The organism is Moraxella bovis (assembly GCF_002014975.1).
Lineage (GTDB): Bacteria > Pseudomonadota > Gammaproteobacteria > Pseudomonadales > Moraxellaceae > Moraxella > Moraxella bovis.
The window spans coordinates 74345-95827 of the sequence record NZ_MUXV01000012.1; the positions used below are offsets into that span (position 1 = coordinate 74345).

The 21483-nt window shown below is 44.8% G+C and carries 24 protein-coding genes; 17 read left to right on the forward strand and 7 right to left on the reverse strand.

Going from position 1 to position 21483, the window contains the following annotated elements:
• Positions 1–13 precede the first annotated feature (13 nt).
• Positions 14–994 (reverse strand): LpxL/LpxP family acyltransferase, encoded by a 981-nt coding sequence (locus B0182_RS03405; protein WP_244893639.1) that lies wholly within the window; start codon positions 992–994, stop codon positions 14–16.
• Between the two features lie 103 nt (positions 995–1097).
• A complete protein-coding gene (locus B0182_RS03410; RefSeq protein ID WP_078273598.1) occupies positions 1098–3041 on the reverse strand; it encodes an ATP-binding cassette domain-containing protein in 1944 nt (647 codons plus the stop codon).
• A gap of 78 nt (positions 3042–3119) precedes the next feature.
• Here B0182_RS03410 and B0182_RS03415 point away from each other — a divergent pair, with 78 nt between their 5' ends.
• The 7 genes from B0182_RS03415 (at position 3120) to B0182_RS15095 (ending at position 7402) form a co-directional block, all read left to right on the forward strand.
• Entirely contained in the window at positions 3120–3335 is a 216-nt protein-coding gene (locus B0182_RS03415; RefSeq protein ID WP_078273599.1) for a SlyX family protein, read from the forward strand.
• Positions 3336–3615: 280 nt separating this feature from the next.
• Entirely contained in the window at positions 3616–5010 is a 1395-nt protein-coding gene (locus B0182_RS03420; protein WP_078273600.1) for an outer membrane protein transport protein, read from the forward strand.
• Positions 5011–5121: 111 nt separating this feature from the next.
• Positions 5122–5817, forward strand: coding sequence for a ribulose-phosphate 3-epimerase (rpe, locus tag B0182_RS03425; protein ID WP_078273601.1), 696 nt, complete (start codon positions 5122–5124; stop codon positions 5815–5817).
• A gap of 15 nt (positions 5818–5832) precedes the next feature.
• Complete coding sequence (locus tag B0182_RS03430; protein WP_078273602.1) at positions 5833–6168, forward strand: hypothetical protein; 336 nt, start codon at positions 5833–5835, stop codon at positions 6166–6168.
• Positions 6168–6491, forward strand: coding sequence for a hypothetical protein (locus B0182_RS03435; RefSeq protein WP_078273603.1), 324 nt, complete (start codon positions 6168–6170; stop codon positions 6489–6491). The genes B0182_RS03430 and B0182_RS03435 overlap by 1 nt, the downstream gene beginning before the upstream one ends.
• Before the next feature lie 135 nt (positions 6492–6626).
• Positions 6627–7103: a transcription elongation factor GreA gene (gene greA / locus B0182_RS03440; protein WP_065256375.1), complete on the forward strand. Its 477-nt coding sequence runs from the start codon at positions 6627–6629 to the stop codon at positions 7101–7103.
• Between the two features lie 170 nt (positions 7104–7273).
• Entirely contained in the window at positions 7274–7402 is a 129-nt protein-coding gene (locus B0182_RS15095; protein WP_264675918.1) for a hypothetical protein, read from the forward strand.
• Between the two features lie 169 nt (positions 7403–7571).
• On the opposite strand, the gene B0182_RS03450 is transcribed toward B0182_RS15095, so the two are convergent.
• Positions 7572–7901, reverse strand: a complete 330-nt coding sequence (locus B0182_RS03450; RefSeq protein WP_065256373.1) for a branched-chain amino acid transporter permease — start codon at positions 7899–7901, stop codon at positions 7572–7574.
• A complete protein-coding gene (locus B0182_RS03455) occupies positions 7898–8623 on the reverse strand; it encodes an AzlC family ABC transporter permease (RefSeq protein WP_078273604.1) in 726 nt (241 codons plus the stop codon). Before B0182_RS03455 ends, B0182_RS03450 begins: the two co-directional genes overlap by 4 nt.
• A gap of 169 nt (positions 8624–8792) precedes the next feature.
• On the opposite strand from B0182_RS03455, the gene lptM reads away from it, so the two are divergent.
• From lptM to B0182_RS03470, 3 genes are all read left to right on the forward strand, one after another.
• Positions 8793–8960, forward strand: a complete 168-nt coding sequence (gene lptM, locus B0182_RS03460) for an LPS translocon maturation chaperone LptM (RefSeq protein WP_078273605.1) — start codon at positions 8793–8795, stop codon at positions 8958–8960.
• Between the two features lie 35 nt (positions 8961–8995).
• Positions 8996–9787, forward strand: coding sequence for a type I methionyl aminopeptidase (gene map / locus B0182_RS03465; RefSeq protein ID WP_065256371.1), 792 nt, complete (start codon positions 8996–8998; stop codon positions 9785–9787).
• Positions 9788–10008: 221 nt separating this feature from the next.
• Positions 10009–10785: a TatD family hydrolase gene (locus B0182_RS03470; protein ID WP_078273606.1), complete on the forward strand. Its 777-nt coding sequence runs from the start codon at positions 10009–10011 to the stop codon at positions 10783–10785.
• Positions 10786–10791: 6 nt separating this feature from the next.
• Here B0182_RS03470 and B0182_RS03475 read toward each other — a convergent pair whose 3' ends face one another.
• The 3 genes from B0182_RS03475 to B0182_RS15105 all read right to left on the reverse strand — a co-directional run bounded on the left by B0182_RS03475 (position 10792) and on the right by B0182_RS15105 (position 12737).
• Positions 10792–11766, reverse strand: coding sequence for an SLAC1 family transporter (locus B0182_RS03475; protein ID WP_078273607.1), 975 nt, complete (start codon positions 11764–11766; stop codon positions 10792–10794).
• A gap of 132 nt (positions 11767–11898) precedes the next feature.
• Positions 11899–12144: a cysteine hydrolase family protein gene (locus tag B0182_RS15100; RefSeq protein ID WP_280522574.1), complete on the reverse strand. Its 246-nt coding sequence runs from the start codon at positions 12142–12144 to the stop codon at positions 11899–11901.
• The gene (locus B0182_RS15105) at positions 12108–12737 is read right to left on the reverse strand and encodes an isochorismatase family protein (RefSeq protein ID WP_264675920.1); all 630 of its coding nucleotides are present in this window, start codon (positions 12735–12737) and stop codon (positions 12108–12110) included. Before B0182_RS15105 ends, B0182_RS15100 begins: the two co-directional genes overlap by 37 nt.
• Positions 12738–12982: 245 nt before the next feature.
• Between B0182_RS15105 and B0182_RS03485 the strand changes: the two genes are divergently transcribed.
• The 7 genes from B0182_RS03485 (at position 12983) to B0182_RS03515 (ending at position 21214) form a co-directional block, all read left to right on the forward strand.
• Complete coding sequence (locus tag B0182_RS03485; protein ID WP_208624041.1) at positions 12983–13741, forward strand: helix-turn-helix transcriptional regulator; 759 nt, start codon at positions 12983–12985, stop codon at positions 13739–13741.
• 244 nt (positions 13742–13985) lie between these two features.
• Positions 13986–15125 carry a glutamine-hydrolyzing carbamoyl-phosphate synthase small subunit gene (carA, locus tag B0182_RS03490; RefSeq protein WP_078273608.1) on the forward strand — a complete coding sequence of 380 codons (1140 nt, stop codon included), beginning with the start codon at positions 13986–13988 and terminating at the stop codon, positions 15123–15125.
• Positions 15126–15187: 62 nt separating this feature from the next.
• Positions 15188–15811, forward strand: a complete 624-nt coding sequence (locus B0182_RS03495; RefSeq protein WP_078273609.1) for a hypothetical protein — start codon at positions 15188–15190, stop codon at positions 15809–15811.
• A 138-nt stretch (positions 15812–15949) separates the two neighbouring features.
• A complete protein-coding gene (locus tag B0182_RS03500; protein ID WP_078273610.1) occupies positions 15950–16711 on the forward strand; it encodes a hypothetical protein in 762 nt (253 codons plus the stop codon).
• A gap of 36 nt (positions 16712–16747) precedes the next feature.
• Positions 16748–19978 (forward strand): carbamoyl-phosphate synthase large subunit, encoded by a 3231-nt coding sequence (carB, locus tag B0182_RS03505; RefSeq protein WP_078273611.1) that lies wholly within the window; start codon positions 16748–16750, stop codon positions 19976–19978.
• Between the two features lie 61 nt (positions 19979–20039).
• Positions 20040–20534: a putative molybdenum carrier protein gene (locus B0182_RS03510; RefSeq protein ID WP_078273612.1), complete on the forward strand. Its 495-nt coding sequence runs from the start codon at positions 20040–20042 to the stop codon at positions 20532–20534.
• A 32-nt stretch (positions 20535–20566) separates the two neighbouring features.
• On the forward strand, positions 20567–21214 hold the full coding sequence (locus B0182_RS03515; protein WP_078273613.1) for a DNA-3-methyladenine glycosylase family protein: 648 nt from the start codon (positions 20567–20569) through the stop codon (positions 21212–21214).
• Positions 21215–21483 lie beyond the last annotated feature (269 nt).

The following is a 21483-nucleotide window of genomic DNA, read 5'->3' on the forward strand; positions in this document are numbered from 1 at the left end:
TTTAAAAATAAGTTTAACCATAATAATCCATCCCATCCGCCTGTGTTTTAAACCGCCGATGAAACCACATCCATTGGGTAATGTCTTTTTTAATGTTATGTTCTATCATATCATTAATACGCTGTGCGTCCGCCACCTCATCATCGCTAGGGTAATTGTCAATGACAGGCGATAGGCTGATATGATAATGCGGACGTTTGCCTTTGGGGATATTATCAGGCGTTTGGCGAATCATGTCAAAGGCAATAAACATAGGCGGATTTTTTTTATTCGTGCTGGCAAATCGCCTTTGGGCGGTAATGGTTGCAGACGGCACACCAAAAAATGTCGCCATAACCCCATGCTCCAAGCCAAAATCTTGGTCAGGGCTATACCATATCACTTTGCCGTCTTTAATCCGACTGATGAGTTTTTTCATATCACGGCTGTTGATTTGTTCGTCAAAAATATGACGGCGACCATTATAAATAAACCACTCCAAAAGTGGGTTGTTTTGTTTGCGGTACATACAATCGGCAGGGAAAAACTGCGTACATAACCGCCCACCCAAATCTAATGTCGTAAAATGCCCACCCAATAATATCACGGCTTTATTTTCTTTTTGGGCGGTGATTAAATGCTGTAATCCTGAAATGCTAAACGTGCGTTTAAAGACATTGGGGTGAAACCATGCGTTTAGCGTCTCAAAAATACCAATGCCTTGATTGACAAAAACTTGTTTAGCGATTAGTACTTTTTCATCATCAGATTTATCAGGGAATGCCAAAGTTAGATTGGTGAGTGTATCTTTGACCCGTCTTTTGATAAGTATATATGCCAATTCGCCAATTTTTCTGCCAAGCCAAAACTGTATACGCAAAGGCAAATAAATAAGCGGTAAAAATATCATTAACGAAAACCAAATTCCCCAATATTTTGGCAATAAAAATTCCCATTGGAATACAGCTTTATCCGCCACGCTCGTTTGTTTGTGCGTGGCGGTCAAATCGGGCATTTTTTTAATGTCAATTTGTGGGTTATTTGATTGTGGGGCTTGGTTATCGGTGTGGCAATTACCCCCACAGCAGTTTTTGTTGCTCATTGTTTTTTGCCTGTGTTTATTTTACCAAATTTTCCAATTCGTCCCAACGCTCCAACTTCTCCATTAAAATCCCATCAATCTCCCCAAGTCGTTCACTGTATTGGGTTGCCAATGCCAAATCGCTAACGAATAGCGAACCGTCCACCAGTTTGTCATTTAGCTCGCTTTGCTCGTTTTCAAGTTCGGCAATTTCATTGGGCAGGCTTTCCAATTCACGCTGTTCTTTATAGGAGAGTTTGCGTTTTTGCTCAGGCTTGGACGTGTCGGATTTTGGTTTGTCGGCTTTGATTGTTTCTGATTTTTCAACTTTATCCGCTTTGAGTTTGGTTGGTTCACTCCGTGCTTTTTGGGTGAGATAATCTTGATAACCACCCACATATTCGTCAATCACGCCATGACCGTCCTTGTCCGTACCAAATACCCACGTCTGCGTTACCACGTTGTCCATAAAGGCGCGGTCGTGGCTGATAAGCAAAATCGTACCGTCAAAGCCTGCAACAAATTCCTCCAAAAGCTCCAAAGTTGCCATGTCAAGGTCATTAGTCGGCTCATCAAGCACCAAGACATTGGCAGGTTTTAGCAAATTTTTGGCGAGCAGTACTCGGGCTTTTTCGCCCCCTGATAGAGCCTTGACAGGCGTTCTGGCACGGTTTGGCGTGAACAAAAAGTCCTGCAAATACCCCAAAATGTGCGTGCGTCTTCCGCCCACGTCCACATAGTCCGAGCCTTCGGAGACGTTTTCGGCAACGGATTTATCAAAGTCTAATTGGTCTTTTAATTGGTCAAAAAAGGCGATATTTAGGTTCGTACCAAGCTTGACTGTACCGCCTACTTTGGCAGAGTCATCAAGCCCAAGCACGGTGCGGATTAGGGTCGTTTTGCCCACGCCATTATTGCCGATGATGCCAACTTTATCGCCACGCATGAGCAGGGTTGAGAAGTTTTTGACCAGTATTTTGCCGTCATATTGCAGGCTTAAGTCCTTGACTTCACAGACGATTTTTCCTGATTTTTCGGATACGTTTTGGGTGAGTGAGACGCTCCCCACCACATCACGACGCTGCTTTCGCTCTTCACGAAGTGCCTTTAACGCGCGCACACGCCCTTCGTTGCGAGTACGCCTTGCCTTAATGCCTTGGCGAATCCAAACTTCTTCTTGGGCAAGTTTTTTGTCAAATTCTTCAAAGGATTTGGCTTCGCTGGCAAGCTCCAATTCCTTTAATTCTTGATAACGAGCATAGCCCTTAACCCCTTGCGTTACGTCATAAGTGGAGAGTTTACCCCTATCCAATTCCACAATGCGAGTGGCAAGATTGTCCACAAATTTGCGGTCGTGCGTGATAAACAGCACGGTCAAATTTTGCCCGAGCAGGTAGTTTTCTAGCCAATCAATACTCTCCACGTCCAAATGGTTGGTCGGCTCATCAAGTAGCAACACATCAGGCTTAACCACCAACGCCCGAGCGAGTAGGACACGGCGTTTTCGTCCGCCTGATAAGTCGGCAAGGCGGCCTGTGGGATTTAGCCCCATGTTGTCAAGCAAGGTGCGGGCACCCCGTTCTAGCTCCCAGCCGTGCAAAGCATCAATCTCATGTTGCACGTCCGTCATACGCTCGCAGGCGGTCATGTCGCCCGCTGTGCATTTGTCCGATAGGTCGTGGTATTGGCGAAGCAGGGTTGCCACTTTTTCATCGCCATTCATGACAATGTCAAGCAAAGTGCCGTCATCGCTTGGCACGTCTTGGGCAAGCATCGCAACACGCAAGCCGTCTGCGATGATAATCTCGCCGTCATCAGGGGTTTGCGTGCCGTCAATGAGCTTAAAGAGCGTGGATTTGCCTTCGCCATTTCGTCCGATGAGACACACCCGCTCGCCTGCATCAAGGCTAAAATTAACATGGTCTAAAATGGGGGCGACGCCAAAGGCAAGGGAGATATTTTTTAGATGAATGAGTGCCATAATTTATTTTCAATACGGATTTTCAATGATAAAATGGGGCAATTATAGCAAATTTTACACCTTAAAGGGGAAAATAAAATGACCGCCACCCACGCTGATATTACCGATTTGCAAATCAAAATCGCCTATCTTGAAAATACGGTAGATACCCTAAATGATGTCATCGCCCACCAAGATAAAACATTAAAGGACTTACAAGACCAATTAAAGCTCTTGTATAAATTCTTAGAAAGTCGTGATGATGACGGCATTGCTCCATTTGATTTACTCGCAGACAGACCACCACATTATTGAGTAGGTAAAATAAAAAACGGTATTTAATTTATAATAATTATTCTTATTTGTAATATTTTATCCATAATTACAAAAATTTCTGATAAAACGGCAAAAAATAGTGATTTTGTGCGATTTTTGCTATTGCGTTCGTGTTTATTTTGTTTTAATATGTAGCGATGAAACATTTGTTAAAACGTTTGTTATACGATTGTAAAAACAGTTGTATGAAGTTTTAACCAAATTTCTAGGCGGTATGTGCGACATACGGAAATTTTATGGTAATCATTGGAGTGGCTCTATGTTTAACTACAAACATTTAGCAGTAGCGATTGCATCCATCGGTGCAGTTGGCGTGGCAAACGCGGCAGGTCTTGACCGTTCTGGGCAGGACATCACGGCATTTTTACAAGATGGCACCTATGGTGAGGTGGTTTATACCTATATCGATGCTGATGTGTCAGGCAAGGATATCAGTGGACGCTCAACAGGGGATATCGCCGAAGCCTATGACTTTGCTCGCTTTGGTGTGAAAGCGGACATTAACGACACGTTTAGCGTGGGCGTACTCTATGATGAGCCATGGGGTGCAGCGGTACAGTATGGTGGTGATAACAATTTTGTCTCCAAAGGTGCAGATGATATTGTTGCTGTTTTATCGGAAGGTAAGGTTGGGTCTGTTACTGAGGCACAAGCGGGTTTGGCTCAGGCTCAGCAAGGCATTACGCAACTGCAGACAGCCATTGCTAATGTGCAGGCAGCAGGTGGAGATACAACCGCCTTACAAACGCAATTGACGCAAGCACAGGCACAAGCTGCAAGTTTAGGTCAGTTGGTGGGTGCCTCTCAGGCAATGTTCCCAGCTTTGGCAGGTCAGCAAGGTCAGGGTACCAATGTAGAGATTCGCACCCAAAATGCCACCTTATTGATGGGGGCAAAATTAGGTCAAAATAAAAACTTTCAAGTTTACGGTGGCCCTGCTTTGCAACGCCTAACTGGCGAGGTTCATTTACGTGGCAATGCTTATCAAAGAGCCACAGGATATGATGCTAAAATTAGTACCGATACCACGACAGGTTGGGTGGCAGGGGTTGCTTACCACAAGCCTGAAATTGCTCTAAAAGCAGCTCTTACCTATCGCTCTGAGACTGAACATGAGAGTAATATTGCTGAGGTGTTTCCAACTGCGACTCTTTTACGGCAAAATGCCAATAGTTCTTTGCCGTTTAGTGTAACTTTGCCTGAGTCTTGGAATCTAGACTTTCAAACTGGTGTCAACCCAACCACACTTTTGACTGCCAAAGTGCGTTATGTACCATGGTCGGATTTTGACATTCGCCCAACGAGATATACACAGTTAAGTGGATTACCAATCATCAGTTATGACAAAGACCAATGGTCGGCCGAAGTTGGTTTGGGTAAGAAACTTAATGATAAACTTGCTGTATCGGGCAGTGTCGGCTATGACAGTGGAGCAGGCAATCCTGTTAGTACGCTTGGACCCATCAAAGGTTATTATAGCCTAGGACTTGGGGCCAAATATAACGTTACCCCAGAATGGTCGGTATCGGTGGGTGGCAAATACCTGAAATTTGGTAATGCTACCGCTCAGTTGCCTAATGGTGTAAAAGTGGGTGAATTTGATGATAATGATGGCTTTATCGCAGGTGTGAAGCTAGCCTATCAGCAAAAATAATCATGGCAAAATGTTTAAGACAAGTCAAAGCAGATGTTTTGGCTTGTTTTTTATTTTTAAAATAAGTAAAAATCTGCTATCATAAGCCAAATTTTAACTTTATTATCTAATATGAAAATTCTACCCCAAAAACCATTTCTCATCGCTCCGTCCATTTTATCAGCCGATTTTGCCCGTTTGGGCGATGACACAAAAGCCGTACTAGACGCAGGGGCGGACGTGGTGCATTTTGATGTCATGGACAACCACTATGTGCCAAATTTGACTTTTGGGGCGATGGTCTGCCGTGCCTTAAAAGACTACGGCATTACCGCGCCGATTGATGTGCATCTGATGGTAAAGCCTGTCGATAGAATGATTGAAGAATTTATCAAGGCAGGGGCGGATATTATCACGTTCCACCCAGAGGCATCGGAGCATATTGACAGAAGTTTACAGCTTATCAAGGATGGTGGCATCAAGTGCGGACTGGTGTTTAACCCTGCCACGCCACTGCACTACTTGGATTATACCATCGATAAACTTGATCAGATTCTTATCATGAGTGTCAATCCTGGTTTTGGCGGCCAGAAGTTCATTGATGGCACACTTGATAAAGTGCGTGCAGTTCGCCGTATGATAGATGAGCGTGGGCTTGACATTCGCTTGGAGATTGACGGCGGTGTCAATCCTGACAATATCCGTGCGATTGCGGATGCTGGCGTGGATATGTTCGTGGCAGGTTCGGCGATTTTTGGTAAAGATGATTATAAAATGGTCATTGACAAAATGCGTGATGAGCTTGCCAAGTCCGATTTGGCTAAATGATGGTACGGTAAATCTATGTCAGAATTAAACACCAATCCCAAATCCCTAAGTCCAAAACCCCCAAGCCTTGTCCCCATTGGTGTAACCATTGGGCTTGCTGTTTTTGTCCTTGTACTTGCGTTGGCAGGATACGGTTTTCGCTTGTTGGCAGGGCATGACGTGGGGGCGGTGGTACGTCATGCGTCTGTGATGGTGTCGTTTTTTATGATTGTTGTGCCAGCCTTGTTTGTCGGTGGGGCAAAAATTTTAAACAAATTTAACGGGGCAAATATCCAAACCCAGAACGCCATCACGCTTGGGTATCTTACATCTGTTGTGGCGATTTTGACGATTATGGGGCGGTATAGCTGATGGCAGATTTTAAAATAAGCAACATTTTACCTGACAGCCTTGTCCCCAAAGATATTCCCAAAGGCTTGATTTTGACCCTTATCATCGTCATCATGCTTATGAGTCTGTCTGCTTATCGTTATGGCAATGGCAACACCATGCAAGGCATACTTCACGTCCTAGAAAACTGGGTGCTATACCTTGTGTTAATCCCAAGCTGTACAGCCCTTGTCAGTCTGCCCATCAAATACCGAGACAACAGCTTTGATGTGCGGATGGCGTATTATCTGGGGATGTTTGTGGGACTGCTGTTTATGATGGCAAAACTTAGGTATTGGCGTTAAAACAGTTGCAATTACTGGCTATTTTTGGTATAATGGCAAGCTAACAATTTGGCAAAAAGCCAATTACAGATGACAAACACCACCCCAATCGGCGTGGTGTTTTTAGCTATGTATTGACAATTATCAGGAGAGACCATGCAACGCTATCCCATGACCCCACAAGGACACGCCGCCCTAGAAGCAGAATTAAAACAGCTAAAAACCGTGGAGCGTCCACGCATTACCGCTGCCATTGCCGAAGCTCGTGAACATGGCGACCTAAAAGAAAATGCCGAATACCATGCCGCTCGGGAACAGCAAGGGCTGTCCGAAGCACGTATTCGTGACATCGAAGCAAAACTTGGCGGGGCTCAGGTCATTGACCCAACCACCCTACCTCAAGACGGACGTGTGGTGTTTGGTGTGACCGTGGTCATCGAAGACGTGGATTCGGGCGACCAAAAACGCTACAAAATTGTGGGCGAAGATGAAGCGGATGTCAAAGTTGGCAAAATCTCGGTCGGCAGTCCCATCGCCAAAGGCTTGATTGGTAAGTCAGAAGGTGATGAAGCCAAAATCCAGACCCCAAGTGGTTTGGCAGAGTATGAGATTGTTGAAGTCTTATACGAATAATGAGCTTTGCCAGTCGCCGCAGATAACACAAACAACACAACTTACTAAGGTCGTCTTATGAAACACTTGCATTTACTCATGGTTGTAATTACCATTGGGCTGTTTTTATATCAAACAGGGCTGATTTTCGCAGGCGGTATTGGGCGGTTGTCAAGATTATGCTGTTGGCTGTGGCAATCTCTGCCAATATCAAGGCTTTGCGGGCTCCGCTACTGAGTCAAAAAAAGGCGGGTATGGTGATTGCAGGTATCGCCTATGTGGGGATTTTGGTGTTGGCAGTGACTAAGCCCATGCTGTGATATATGATGGCATTCAACGTGCTTAATACCATCCTGTCACGACCGATGTTTTGTGGGTAGCGATATTTGTTGATGTTTATTGGCTGAGGGTAACTAAACACCCCAGCCATTTACCATTTAAAAATACAATTATCACAATTTTTTCACAAACGTTTTTTCACATACTTTTTCACACAAAAACCTTTTGCACCAATATCATATACAAAATCGTCCCCACACCAATGGAGATAAACATATTTTTTCGCCATAGGTGTAGCCCCACGACCACCGCCCCTGCGATAAACTCCGCCATGCCATGATATTGCCCCAAAATATCCACGTTTTTATAGCAATACACCACAAGCAGTCCAAACACCGCGGACGGCAACGCCTTGCCCAAATATTGCACAAAATCAGGCACTTTCTTGTGAGCAGGAAACGCCCAAAACGCCACCCAACGGCACAGCTGAACAGCAACAATGGCAGTGGCAATGGTCAAAAGTTGTTCGTTTAGGGTCATTTTGCCACCTTATTGGTCAATTTGTCATGTAGTGCCGAGCGTCTAACGGTCAAATACACCAAAATGCCAAGCATGGCAGGGATTAAAAAATTTGTCTTGCCAAACACCACCAACGCCAACGCCGTCATGCCAATGCCAAGTAGTGAGCTTTCGTGCGTGACCTCCCCACCCCATTGCTCCAAAAAAATCACCAAAAACAGTGCCGTCATCGCAAATTCCGCTCCCTTCAAATCAAAGGGCAACACCACCCCCATGACCGCCCCCAGTGCCGATCCCGTTACCCAATAAATGTGCAAAAACAGCATAACTAACACCATAAACCACGCCTTATCGACGCCTGTCTTGTCCGTGTCGGCGGTGTAGTTAATGGCAAAGCTCTCGTCCACCATGCCTGCGATGAGATACCAGCGTTTCCACCCTGTAATGCCCCGAAATTTATCCAACATAGAAATGGCATAAAAAATCTGTCTGGCACTAATCATTGCCACAAGCAAAAACACCGATGACGGGTTAAACGCCATGATAAGTAGCCCCGCCACGATAAACTCCACCGACCCTGCAAAAATCAGTACCGCCATAATGATGGGATACCATGGCGAAAAGCCGAGCGAGTGCATATACACCCCGTATGCCATGCCCAAAAACAAAAAGCCCGACAAAATGGGCAAGCTCTGGGTAAAGGCGTATTTGGCGGTGGTTTTAAAACAACAATCGGTAGTCATGGTGTGGACAGTTCATAATAAAGAGAAATATTTTACTTGAAAAGACGACAACTTATCATGACAAATTATTATCCTTTAAAAAGCAAAAAGTTTGTCATGCTGAGTTTGTACAAATCAAGCGATTTTGGCAAAATTATGTTAAAATAACCTTTTATTATTTTGTAATTTTATGATGAAAATCTTGTTATTTAGCCTAGCATTGGCACTCACCCTAACCGCATGCGGACAAAAAGGGGCGTTATATCTGCCCGAAAAATCCCCCACCCCACCCCACTCCACCCCAACGCAAGGCGAGCCTGTGGATATGCCTGTTAGTACTGATTCCAATGATTACTGATTTTATAAATTTAAACAAATGAAAAAGAGAATCCCATGAGTAAAGTTATCCCCCTATTAAACAAAGACGGCATTGAAAAGATGAAAGTGGCAGGACAACTTGCCAGTGAAGTCCTACAAATGCTAGACCCTCACGTCAAGGCAGGGGTAAGCACGGGCTTTTTGGATGATTTGGCGTACAAACACATCACCGAAGTCCAAAACGCCATTCCTGCTTGCCTAAACTACCACGGCTACCCCTACACCCTATGCACGTCTATCAACCATGTGGTGTGCCATGGTATGCCCGACCACGAGCGTATCTTAAAGGACGGCGACATCATCAACATTGACGTAACGGTCATCAAAGACGGCTACTATGGCGACACGTCCGCCATGTGGATTATCGGCGAAGGCTCAGTCATGGCAAACCGCCTATGTAAAGTCGCCCAAGACGCTCTGTATGCTGGTATCAGCGTGGTCAAAAACGGAGCAAGGCTTGGCGACATCGGGGCGGAGATTGAAAAGATTGTCCTACCCGAGCGGTTTTCTATCGTGCGTGAGTTTTGTGGTCATGGCATTGGCACGGAGTTCCACTGCGAACCCCAAGTACTACACTACGGCAAAGCAGGGACAGGCGTGGAGCTAAAAACCGGCATGGCACTGACCATTGAGCCGATGATTAACCAAGGCGTATGGCAAACCAAAATCATGAAAGATGGCTGGACGGCCATCACCAAAGACCGCAAACTCTCCGCCCAATGGGAGCATACGCTCATCGTTACTGATAATGGCTGTATTATCACCACAGGGCGACCTGACGAGGATTTGAGCTGGGTGAAAAGCTAGATACCAAGCCTGACACCAAAACAAAGACCCGACTGAGCCATTGGTTTTTCTCGTTGAGTTTTTGACCTACCATGCCACATTTGCACTCCTGCCAATACGGTCGGTTTTAGCAAACAGCTCGTCATGCACCTAGCACAAACCCAACCCTTTTATCACAAACCAATTTTAACCACTCACCATTTTAAGCAATCAAACAGTCATCAATAAACAAGAACAGCAATATGTACACCGACACCCACGCCCATTTGACCTATTTAGACACTTACCAACACGACAAACCTGCCCTACTTGCCAATCTAAAAGAGATGAACGTAAGCCGTATCATGGCAATTTGCTGTGAATTTGGCGAGATTGACGACATCAGACAGTGGGTAGATTTATCCAATAACGACATCAACATCGGCATGAGTATCGGCTTGCATCCTTGCCAAGACAAGGCGATTTTAAAGGCGGTGAGCGTGGACAATTTTGTGCGGTTAAATGACGACAAGGTATGGGCATTTGGCGAAACAGGGCTTGATTATCATTGGGACAACACCAAGAAAGCTGAGCAAAAACATAGCTTTGCCACGCACATTCACGCAAGCCAAACCCTAAAAAAGCCCATCATCGTCCACACCCGCAGTGCCTATCACGACACGCTTGACCTACTAAAGGCTGAAAAGTGCGAACACGGCATTATCCACTGTTTTACCGAAGATTATGCCTTTGCCAAAACCTGCCTTGATATGGGGCTTTATATTTCATTTTCTGGCATTGTCAGTTTTAAAAAGTCGGTGGAACTGCAAGAAGTTGCCAAAAAGTTGCCCCTTGACCGAATTTTAATAGAGACCGACAGCCCCTATCTTGCCCCTGTGCCAAAACGTGGGCGGGATAATGAGCCGTCTTTTGTGCCATATGTAGCAAGGGCTTTGGGCGATATTTTTGGCAAATCGGCTGATGAGATTGGGGTGATGACAAGTGCTAATTTTGATAATTTGTTAAATCAATATGGCTAATTTTGGTTAAGTTGATGAGTTTATAATCCCAAAATACTTACCCTGCACCAATCTAAACACTGCCAAAATAAGCAGGGCAATCAGGGCAATGTTGGCAAAAACAAACATCATCACACCCAAAGACGATAATACATTGTGCTGATACAGGGCAATGCCAACGCTTGCCATTGATGCTAAGCCAAACGAAAAGCTCCACAAACTTGCCCCAACCCCTGCCTTCAACACCCAAGTAAATAACCTTGCCAAAAACAGCAGTTGCAAAATGCCATAACCAATCAGCATTCTGGCGACCATATCCACTTGCCCTGTCGTGGTGATATAGGCATTTACCCCCACAAAGGCGGGGGCTAAAATGATACCAAAAGTAGCTCGCAGTTTGGTGGGGATTTCTTGGGTGCGAAGATGTTGCAGCAGCACAGGTTCAAACATCAGCCAAGCAAGCAATCCTGCCCCAAAAAACAGCATTGCCCAGTCATTTAGCCCAAGCAAACTTAATGCACCAGCACTGGTAAAATTGCTGGCAACGGCTGGCAAATAAAACGGCGGTGGGGTGGATTGTTGCTTAAATTCTTCGCCTTGCCAAAGCGTGGCAATCCGCCAAGTGCCATACAGCAGTTGCAAAACAATGCACAAACAAATCAATAATTTACCCAAAAACTCATAATGCCAAATCATCAAAAGCTCGCCCACAATCATACCACTAACAAAAATCAGCACCACAAAGGCAAAGCGAACAGGGCAATACAGCTCATCAAGCCAATGTCTGCGATGATAGAGGGCTTTGTGTAGGTACAATCCCAAAAACAACAGCCAACACCCAATCGCCAATATGCCAAGTGTTTGACTGATCATATCGCCAAAGGCAAATGTTTTGTTTGTGTGGTGCCAAGCCAAAGCAAATGTCCCAAGCCCAAGTGGCATAGCGAAAAATGACGCTGGCAGGGGCGTTTTTCCCAAAAATATCTGCTTGTCGGTGTTCATTGTGCAAACTTTTAAGGGATTGTATGTTGATTATTGCGTTAAAATTATAAATGCCAAAACCGCCTTTTGCCCGTATCACAAAAGACGGTTTGAATGCCAATTTAGGGTTTTAAGGTCAATTCAAACAGGCAATCACGCCCCCATTTTCTTGACCGTCTCTTTGGTTATCCATGGGTCATTGGCAATCAGACGGAAGTTTACCAGAGCTGCCAAATAACCATCACCTTCTGGAATACGAGGCCCTGCGATGGCATCTTTGACCACAGTTACTTCAAAGCCTTGTTCTACAAGCTCACGCAATTGCGATTCAATGCACAAGTTGGCTGCCATACCTGCCAAAATCACTTGGTCAATTTTGCGTTTTCTAAGCTGTAACACCCATCGCTGGTTTCAGGGCCAAAGATTTTGTGCGGTGAGCAAATGGTGGTTTTGCCGTCAAAAATATAAGGCTTATAGCGTTCCACAAAGTCCGCTCCAGAGCCTTCAAAGCCGTCCATACTGTATGCACTTTTGCGAGCGAACATATTGGTTTTGTGCATAAAGTTTTCGCCTGGTGCCATAAACTCCCATTGGTGGTCAGTTGGGTAATAGTAGTGGGGCGAGACGATGACGGGCATATCCACTTTTTTGGCGGCTTCAAACAGCGTTTCAGTGTTTTCAACGGTGTTGTTTTCAATGATGCTGTCTTTTAGCACGCCCCACATTACCCCATTTGGGCTTAAAAAGTCGTTTTGTGGGTCCACCACCAACGCCACTCGTTTTGGGTCAATTATCATACCAGGGCGTTCAAGTCCGTATTGCTCAGGTTCGGCATAGGGGCTTTTGGTAACGGTTTTGCTTGCTTTGGGAGCGGCGTGGGCAAGGCTACCAAGCCCCATTGCTCCAAGCACGCCTGCACTCATTGCGATTTTGGCGGCACTACGGCGAGTGGTATCAATGCTTTCTTGTTCGTTGTTAAATTGTTCTGACATATTGCACCTTTGGGTGTTGTTATAAAATCAATCATTTGATAATCTAGCCTATCAAACTTAGGCGTATTATACGCCTCTATTGCCTTATCAATTTAACCAATCACATCAATGATTTAACCAAAATGCAATTTGGTTGTTGCTGTAGGCGGTTTTTGTTAGAATAATTCTTAAAAGTTTAAAAGTTTGCTTATGGACGCTTTAACCCATTTATTTACCCAATTTTCCTTTCGCACACAGCTGTTTTTTTGGGGCTACTGTATCGTATGGGGCAGTTTGACGAAGCCAATAAGGGCTATTTGCACTTTATTTATCAAGGCAGTTGTCGCCTGATTCAAAAGGGGCAAGCACCGATGGTCATTGACCGTCCTTGTGTGCTGTTTTCGCCCGCTGGCTGTTTGCACCGTGTTGAGCCTACCAGCGATGATTTGCAGGTGTTTTGTGTCAGTTTTGATTTTGGGCAAGACATTCAAAATCCGCTCATTTATGATTTGACGCAGATTGCCATTTTGTTTTTGGACGATATGCCCCATTTGATGACGGTGGCACAGCAGATTTTTGCAGAAAGCCAGTCGCCAAAATGCGGTCATCAGGCACTAATGTCGTATTTGTGTGGTTATGTTTTGATTTTGGTGGTGCGAGAATGCTTAGAAAAGGGACTTATTAAAGTGGGGCTATTAAGGGGTTTGACCGATACCGCCCTTGCACCGCTGTTGTTGGACATTCATCAAAACCCTACCCACGCTTGGGATTTACAAACGATGGCGGATAAGGTGTTTATGTCCAAAGCCAAATTTGGCAACTATTTTAAGGAAGTGATGGGCATATCGCCCAGTGATTATTTGACCACTTGGCGGATTAGCCTTGCCCAAATGCTTTTAAAAAAGGGCTTGCCTGTGGCGGTTGTCGCCCAAAAAGTGGGTTATAGCCATAACACCTCTTTGACACGAGCCTTTGTGAAGAAAATTGGCAAAACACCAAGTGAGTGGCTTGGCGAAAATTTTTGATAAAAAATGGTAGAAAAAAGCTGTTTTTTTGTATATAATAATCAAAATGTACGACAAGCGAGTGATTATGAAAATACAACTTTACTTTTGCCCCTTATTTGAGCAAAGTTGAGTTTATTTTTAATCATTCGCTTTTTTGTGTCTAATATTTTAGATTATGGCAGTTTTGCCAAAAAATTTTGTCTAAAATTTGCCAACAATAACATTTCTTATAATATTTATCATCTATTTAGCGGAGCGTGTCATGACCAAAAAAGCCATTTTAGCCCTACAAGACGGTACTATTTTTCACGGTGTTAGCATTGGGGCGGACGGTGAGACGGTCGGTGAAGTCGTCTTTAACACCGCCATGACAGGCTACCAAGAGATTCTCACCGACCCAAGCTACGCCAAACAAATGGTTACGCTGACCTATCCGCACATCGGCAACACAGGCTGCAACGAAGAAGACACTGAGTCTGGACGCATTCACAAAGTATGGGCAAGCGGTCTGATTATCCGTGATTTGCCACTGCTTCATAGTAATTTTAGAAGCCAGATGTCGCTGTCTGAGTATCTTATCAAGCACAATGTTGTGGCGATTGGCGATATTGACACCCGTAAGCTTACCCGTATCTTACGTGAAAAAGGGGCTCAAAATGGGGCGATTGTCGCTGGCGATGATGTGAGTGTGGGGCAGGCGATAGAGCTTGCCAAAACTGTCCCCAATATGAACGGACTTGATTTGGCAAAAGAATGCTGTGATAAAGATGGCTTTACATGGACACAAGGCTCATGGGAGCTGGGCGTGGGCTTTACCGAGCCTGAGCTGAAATACCACGTTGTTGCCTATGATTATGGCGTAAAAACCAACATTTTGCGTATGCTTGCCGATAGGGGTTGCAGGCTAACCGTTGTTCCTGCCGAGACCCCCGCCGAACAAGTTTTAGCCTTAAATCCTGATGGTATTTTCTTATCTAATGGACCTGGCGACCCATCAGCGTGTGATTATGCGATTGACGCTATCAGCACCATTTGCGATACGACAAAAATTCCTGTGTTTGGTATTTGTTTGGGTCATCAGCTTTTGGCACTCGCAAGCGGAGCAAAAACCCTAAAAATGAATCACGGTCATCACGGTGCCAACCACCCTGTACAAAATCTTGACGATGGCACGGTGATGATTACTTCGCAAAATCACGGCTTTTGTGTGGACGAAACCACCCTACCTACCACGCTACGAGCCACGCACCGCTCGCTGTTTGACGGCACCAATCAAGGCATTGAGCGTACCGACCGCCCTGCATTTAGCTTTCAAGGACACCCAGAAGCCAGCCCCGGTCCGCACGATTGTAGCGTATTGTTTGATAGATTTGTGAGTGAGATTGAGAAGTTTAAGGCGTAAGAATTAAGGTGCGTTTGTTGCGTAAACGCACCGAATTTTAGGTTCAAATCAGGGGTTTAAAGATGAATAAACTGATTGCAATTTTATTATGTCTGCCAGTGGTAGCGTGTGCAACCCCTAATGCACCACAAGAACCTACCCAACATCAGAAATTTTATCATAGCATTGAAAATAAAATGCCAATATTATTAAATCAAATTGGTTTTAATGTGGCTTATTTGAAAAATGTGATGATACAGGAACTTGATGGTCAAGATTATCCTAAAATTGATGTCACGGAAAAACAATATGCAATCTGTATGCAAAATGCCATTGATAATAAATTTTATGGAAAACCATTATCGCAAGCAATAGCTCATTATTTATCGCAAGCAGACGAGCAAACAATTGCTTATGACAAAAAGATATTGGACAGTGAAATTCTCTTAAAAGTAAATGAACTATATAAAGATATTTTTAAATTATACGCAAGTGATGAACGAGCAGATGCAAAAATGGTTAGTTATAAAAGTATCAAAAATCAAGAACAGGCATTGATAGGCGATGGCATAGTATTTAGTCATGAGTATACGCAGAATTTTATTAAATTTTTTGATTCTGAATTTACTCAATCTATGGCAGAACAAATAGATAAATGCTTAGAGTATCAATATGAAAGATTGGGTATGATGCATAGCAATCCATAGATGCGTAATACACACCTTACAGTTTAAATGTAAAATTATGCAAGATAAATTTAACCCAACCCTTAAATAAAATCGTTTTTTGGCTCGTAAAAATATCGTGGGTTATTCATGGCTTATCATGATAGAAAAGGAACTATTATGCTTAAAAAATCACTCGGCTTATTATTATGTTTATCATCATGTCTTACCATGACTAGCCATGCCATGACACTCAATAAAAAGCAAACAACACAATTATATCAAGCCATAGAAACAACCCTGCCTGCCAGTGCCATTGCACGAATGAATGTTCTATATATGTTGCAAGGCTATGCTTATCATGATGTTGATAGCCTAAGCGAACTGCCCTTAGAAGCAATCAAAGTTTATGATATTTTTTCACCAAAAGTCAATCAATGTATTATTAGCGAATTAAATAAAAAAAGCTATCATCAATCCCTACAAAAAGGCTTAACGCATTATTTTGGGCAAGTCAGCCTTGATGAATTTGAGCGTGATTTGGCTTATTTAACCGACCCCAAACGCGTGCAATATTTTCATTATACCAAAAAACACATGGCGTTATTGGGCAAACACGCCGATGAATTAGAAGCGTATTTTAAAACAGGCGAAGAGACCGATAAAATCAAATCAGCACTGGCGATATTAGAACAATCTGCCGAAGAGTCAGCTGGCATTTATCCCTTTATGGAGCGAGACTTTGACAGGCTCATCAGTGATGATAGCGATACCGAACCGCTTGCGGAGCTTATGGGGCTATCATTAGCCAATAACCCTTATGAACCTGCTGACAAGTCCACGCCTGTCAATCCCATGTCCGTTTATCAGCAACAAATCATTGACAACTGCCACAAGCCCATTTGGCAAGACATCAAACGAGGCAAATATCAAACCCTTTAACCAATAAACACAAACAAAGCAAGAAGAGAGAACCCTATGCCAAAGCGTACCGACATAAAATCCATTTTAATCATTGGTGCAGGACCAATCGTCATTGGTCAGGCGTGTGAATTTGACTATTCAGGCGCACAAGCGTGCAAAGCCTTGCGTGAAGAGGGCTACCGTGTGATTTTGGTCAATTCCAACCCAGCCACGATTATGACCGACCCGTCAATGGCGGATGCGACCTACATTGAGCCGATTACTTGGCAAACCGTTGCCAAAATCATTGAAAAAGAACGCCCAGATGCGGTGCTACCTACCATGGGCGGACAGACGGCATTGAACTGTGCGTTGGCACTGGACGCAAACGGCGTGCTAAAACAGTACGGATGTGAGCTGATTGGGGCAACCAAAGAAGCCATTGAAAAAGCCGAAGACCGTGAACTATTTGACAAGGCGATGAAAAAAATCGGTCTTGAATGCCCCAAAGCCGACATTGCCGAGACCATGGATGAGGCCCTAGAAATCCAGTCCCGTTTTGGTTTTCCTGTGATTATCCGTCCGTCTTTTACAATGGGTGGTTCGGGCGGTGGCATTGCCTATAATAAAGAAGAGTTTTTGGAAATTTGTCAGCGTGGTTTTGACTTGTCGCCCACTCATCAGCTACTGATTGACGAAAGTCTTATCGGCTGGAAAGAGTACGAAATGGAAGTCGTGCGAGACAAAAACGACAACTGTATCATCGTCTGCTCTATTGAGAACTTTGACCCCATGGGCGTGCATACAGGCGACTCAATCACCGTTGCCCCTGCTCAAACCTTGACCGACAAAGAATATCAGCTGATGCGTAACGCGTCTATCGCGGTTTTGCGTGAGATTGGCGTGGAGACAGGTGGCTCAAACGTGCAGTTTGGTATCAATCCCAAAGACGGTCGCATGGTCGTCATTGAGATGAACCCCCGTGTGAGTCGTTCGTCAGCGTTGGCGTCTAAGGCGACAGGTTTTCCGATTGCCAAAATCGCTGCCAAATTGGCGGTCGGCTACACGCTTGATGAGCTAAAAAATGACATCACAGGCGGTGTTACCCCTGCGTCTTTTGAGCCGTCCATTGACTATGTCGTGACCAAAATCCCACGCTTTAACTTTGAAAAATTCCCACAAGCCGAGCCTGTGCTAACCACGCAAATGAAATCGGTGGGGGAGGTAATGGCAATCGGTCGCAATTTCCAAGAATCCATGCAAAAGGCACTGCGTGGGCTTGAAACAGGGGCGACAGGCTTTGATGAAGTGATGAATTTGGAAGGCAAATCCGCCAACGCCATTGTTTCTGAAATTAAAAACCGCCTAAGTATTGCCACGCCTGAACGCATTTTTTATCTTGCCGAAGCGTTTCGTCATGGATTTAGCGTTGATGAAGTGTTTGAATTAACCAAGATTGACCGTTGGTTCTTGGTGCAAATTGAAGATATTGTTAAGACCGAAAGCAAGATTAAAACGCTAGGCTTTGGCGATTTGACCGCCGAGAATATCCGCACCTTTAAACGTAAAGGCATGAGTGATTTACGCATTGCCACTCTTATGGGCATTAGCCAAAAGCAGTTCCGTAAACAGCGTTGGAGTTTGGGCGTATATCCGATTTATAAACGAGTGGACACTTGTGCTGGCGAATTTGCTTCCAATACTGCCTATATGTATTCAAGCTATGATGATGAGTGCGAGGCACGCCCAACCGACAAAGACAAAATCATGGTCATCGGCGGAGGCCCAAACCGTATCGGACAAGGCATTGAGTTTGACTACTGCTGTGTTCATGCCGCCCTTGCCATGCGTGAAGATGGCTATGAAACCATTATGGTAAACTGCAACCCAGAGACCGTCTCAACCGACTACGACACGTCAGACCGTTTGTATTTTGAGCCGATTACCCTAGAAGACGTGCTAGAAATCGTCCGCACCGAAAATCCTAAGGGCGTGATTGTGCAATATGGCGGACAAACGCCCTTGAAACTTGCACGTAGCCTAGAAGAAGCAGGCGTACCTATCATCGGCACAAGCCCTGATGCGATTGACCGTGCCGAAGACCGTGAGCGTTTCCAGCAGATGATTAACAAGCTAAACCTAAGACAGCCCAATAACAGCATTGTCAAATCGGCCGATGAAGGCATTCGTGAGGCGGTAAAAGTCGGCTATCCGTTGGTTGTGCGTCCGTCCTATGTGCTTGGCGGTCGTGCCATGGAGATTGTCTATAATGAAGACGAACTAAAACGCTACCTGCGTGAGGCGGTGCAAGCGTCTAACGAAGCTCCTGTCCTGCTTGACCGTTTCTTGGACGATGCCATTGAAGTGGACGTAGACTGCGTATCGGACGGCAAAGACGTGGTGATTGGCGGTATCATGCAACACATTGAGCAAGCAGGTGTTCACTCAGGCGACTCGGCATGTTCCATTCCGCCTTATTCGCTAGGGCAAGACATTCAAGACGAGATGAGACGACAAACCATCGCCATAGCAAAAGAGCTTGGCGTGGTCGGTCTTATGAACGTACAATTTGCCGTAAAAGGCGATGAGATTTATATCCTAGAAGTAAACCCGCGCGCGAGCCGTACCGTGCCATTTGTCTCAAAATGCATCGGCACGTCTTTGGCAAAAGTCGCCGCTCGCTGTATGGCAGGGCAGACGTTGGCAGAGCAGAACTTTGTCAGCGAGATTGTGCCAAAACACTTCTCGGTCAAAGAAGCGGTGTTCCCCTTTGCCAAATTCCAAGGCGTAGACCCCATTTTGGGCCCTGAGATGAAATCCACAGGCGAGGTCATGGGCGTGGGTCAGACCTTTGGCGAGGCATATTATAAGGCAACGCTTGGGGCAGGCGACAGACTAACAGGCTTACCACAAGACGGCGAGACCAAAACCGCCTTTATCTCGGTGCGTGATAGCGATAAAGCAGGGGTGGTGGACGTGGCAAAACGTCTGGCAGGCTTTGGCTTTAACATCGTTGCCACAGGCGGTACGCATGACGTGCTTACGGACGCTGGCGTGGCATGTGAGCGTGTCAATAAGGTCAGCGAAGGTCGTCCGCACATCGTGGATATGATGAAAAACGGTCAGATTCATCTTGCCATTAACACCACCGAAGGCAAACAGGCGTTAGAAGACTCCTTCCCAATCCGCCGTGAAGCCTTGCAAAACAAGGTGCTCATCGCAACCACGCTAAACGCAGGGCGTGCGGTGTGTGAAGCCTATGAGACAACATTGCCGTTTAATGTTTATAAATTGCAAGATTTATAATTTGCTCGTATTACAATTAACCGCTATTAGAGATAATGGCGGTTAATTTTTAAGGAACATTATGACTTTTCCAAAAATCATCTCAGGCGGACAAACAGGCGTGGATAGGGGTGCGTTGGACGGTGCGTTATCTCGTGGTATGCCGTGCGGTGGACATTGCCCCGAATACAGGCGAGCCGAAGACGGTATCATTGATGACAAATATCCACTCACGCCCCTAATGGGTGCAGGCTATCGCAAACGCACTCGCCAAAACGTGATAGACAGCGATGCGACTGTGATTATTTACCACGCCCAAATCACCCCAAAAAGTGGCACAGAATTAACCCTAAAAACGTGTATCAGCCAGCATAAACCATATTTACTCATTGATATGAAGGCATTTTCGGTGGACATAGCATCTGATTATCTCATTGATTTTATTGAAAAATATGACATTAAAACGCTAAATTTTGGTGGTTCTCGTGGCTCGGTTGTACCAACCATTCAAGCCTTTACCAAAGAGACCGTTGAACTTGCCATTGATAAATATCTGACAAATAAAGATTTGTGCTAACATAGCGTTTAAATGATTTAAAAAGAAACTCCATGCAAACTTTCCAATACGACAACTCCCATACCGATTATTTAGCCAGTCGTTGCCCCAAAATGGCAATGGCGATTGACAAAATTGGACACATTAACCGCCCTGTCAATCCCGATATTTTTAGCGAGCTGATACGGGCTATCATCGGTCAGCAGATTTCTAACTCCGTCGCTCACACCGTATGGCAACGCTTAATGAACTTAACCGACATCACACCGACTGCCATTGCCAACTTATCGCCTGATGACTTGCAAGGGGTTGGTATATCGTATCGTAAGGTGGACTATATTCAGGGCATTGCGTGCGATATTTTGGACAATCAGTTGGATTTGGATAGCCTGCACACGATGAGCGATGACGAGATAAAACAGGTGCTTGTTGCCTTTAAAGGTGTGGGCGAATGGACGGCACAAATGCTGATGATTTTTAGTCTAAATCGTATGGACGTGTTAAGTCAGCATGATTTGGCGATTGTGCGTGGGCTTAGAATGTTGTACCGTCATCGTGAAATCACACCAAAATTCTTTGCCAAGTACCAAAGACGATTTGCCCCGTACAACTCGGTAGCAAGTCTGTATCTGTGGGCGATTGCAGGTGGGGCGTTGGGTTTGAGCGACCCGAAACCTACCCTTAAAAAAGCCAAATCTTAATTGCCATCATCAGCTCAATTTGTTACAATGTACACTCTGCAACATGAAAAAATGCTACGCTCTCTGTTCATGGCAAGTCTGCCAAACCATAACGGAAGCTGACCTTTCTACAAGCTCAGGGTGAATGATTTTTGTCGTAAAACTTAGGGCGTGCCTGCCCTTTATAACACTATTTACAATGCCAAATATTTTACAAATAAAATAATGTTTTTGCATGAAAAATGGCTATCCGACCACTTAATTTTTTGTCTCTAGCCCAAAAAGTATGC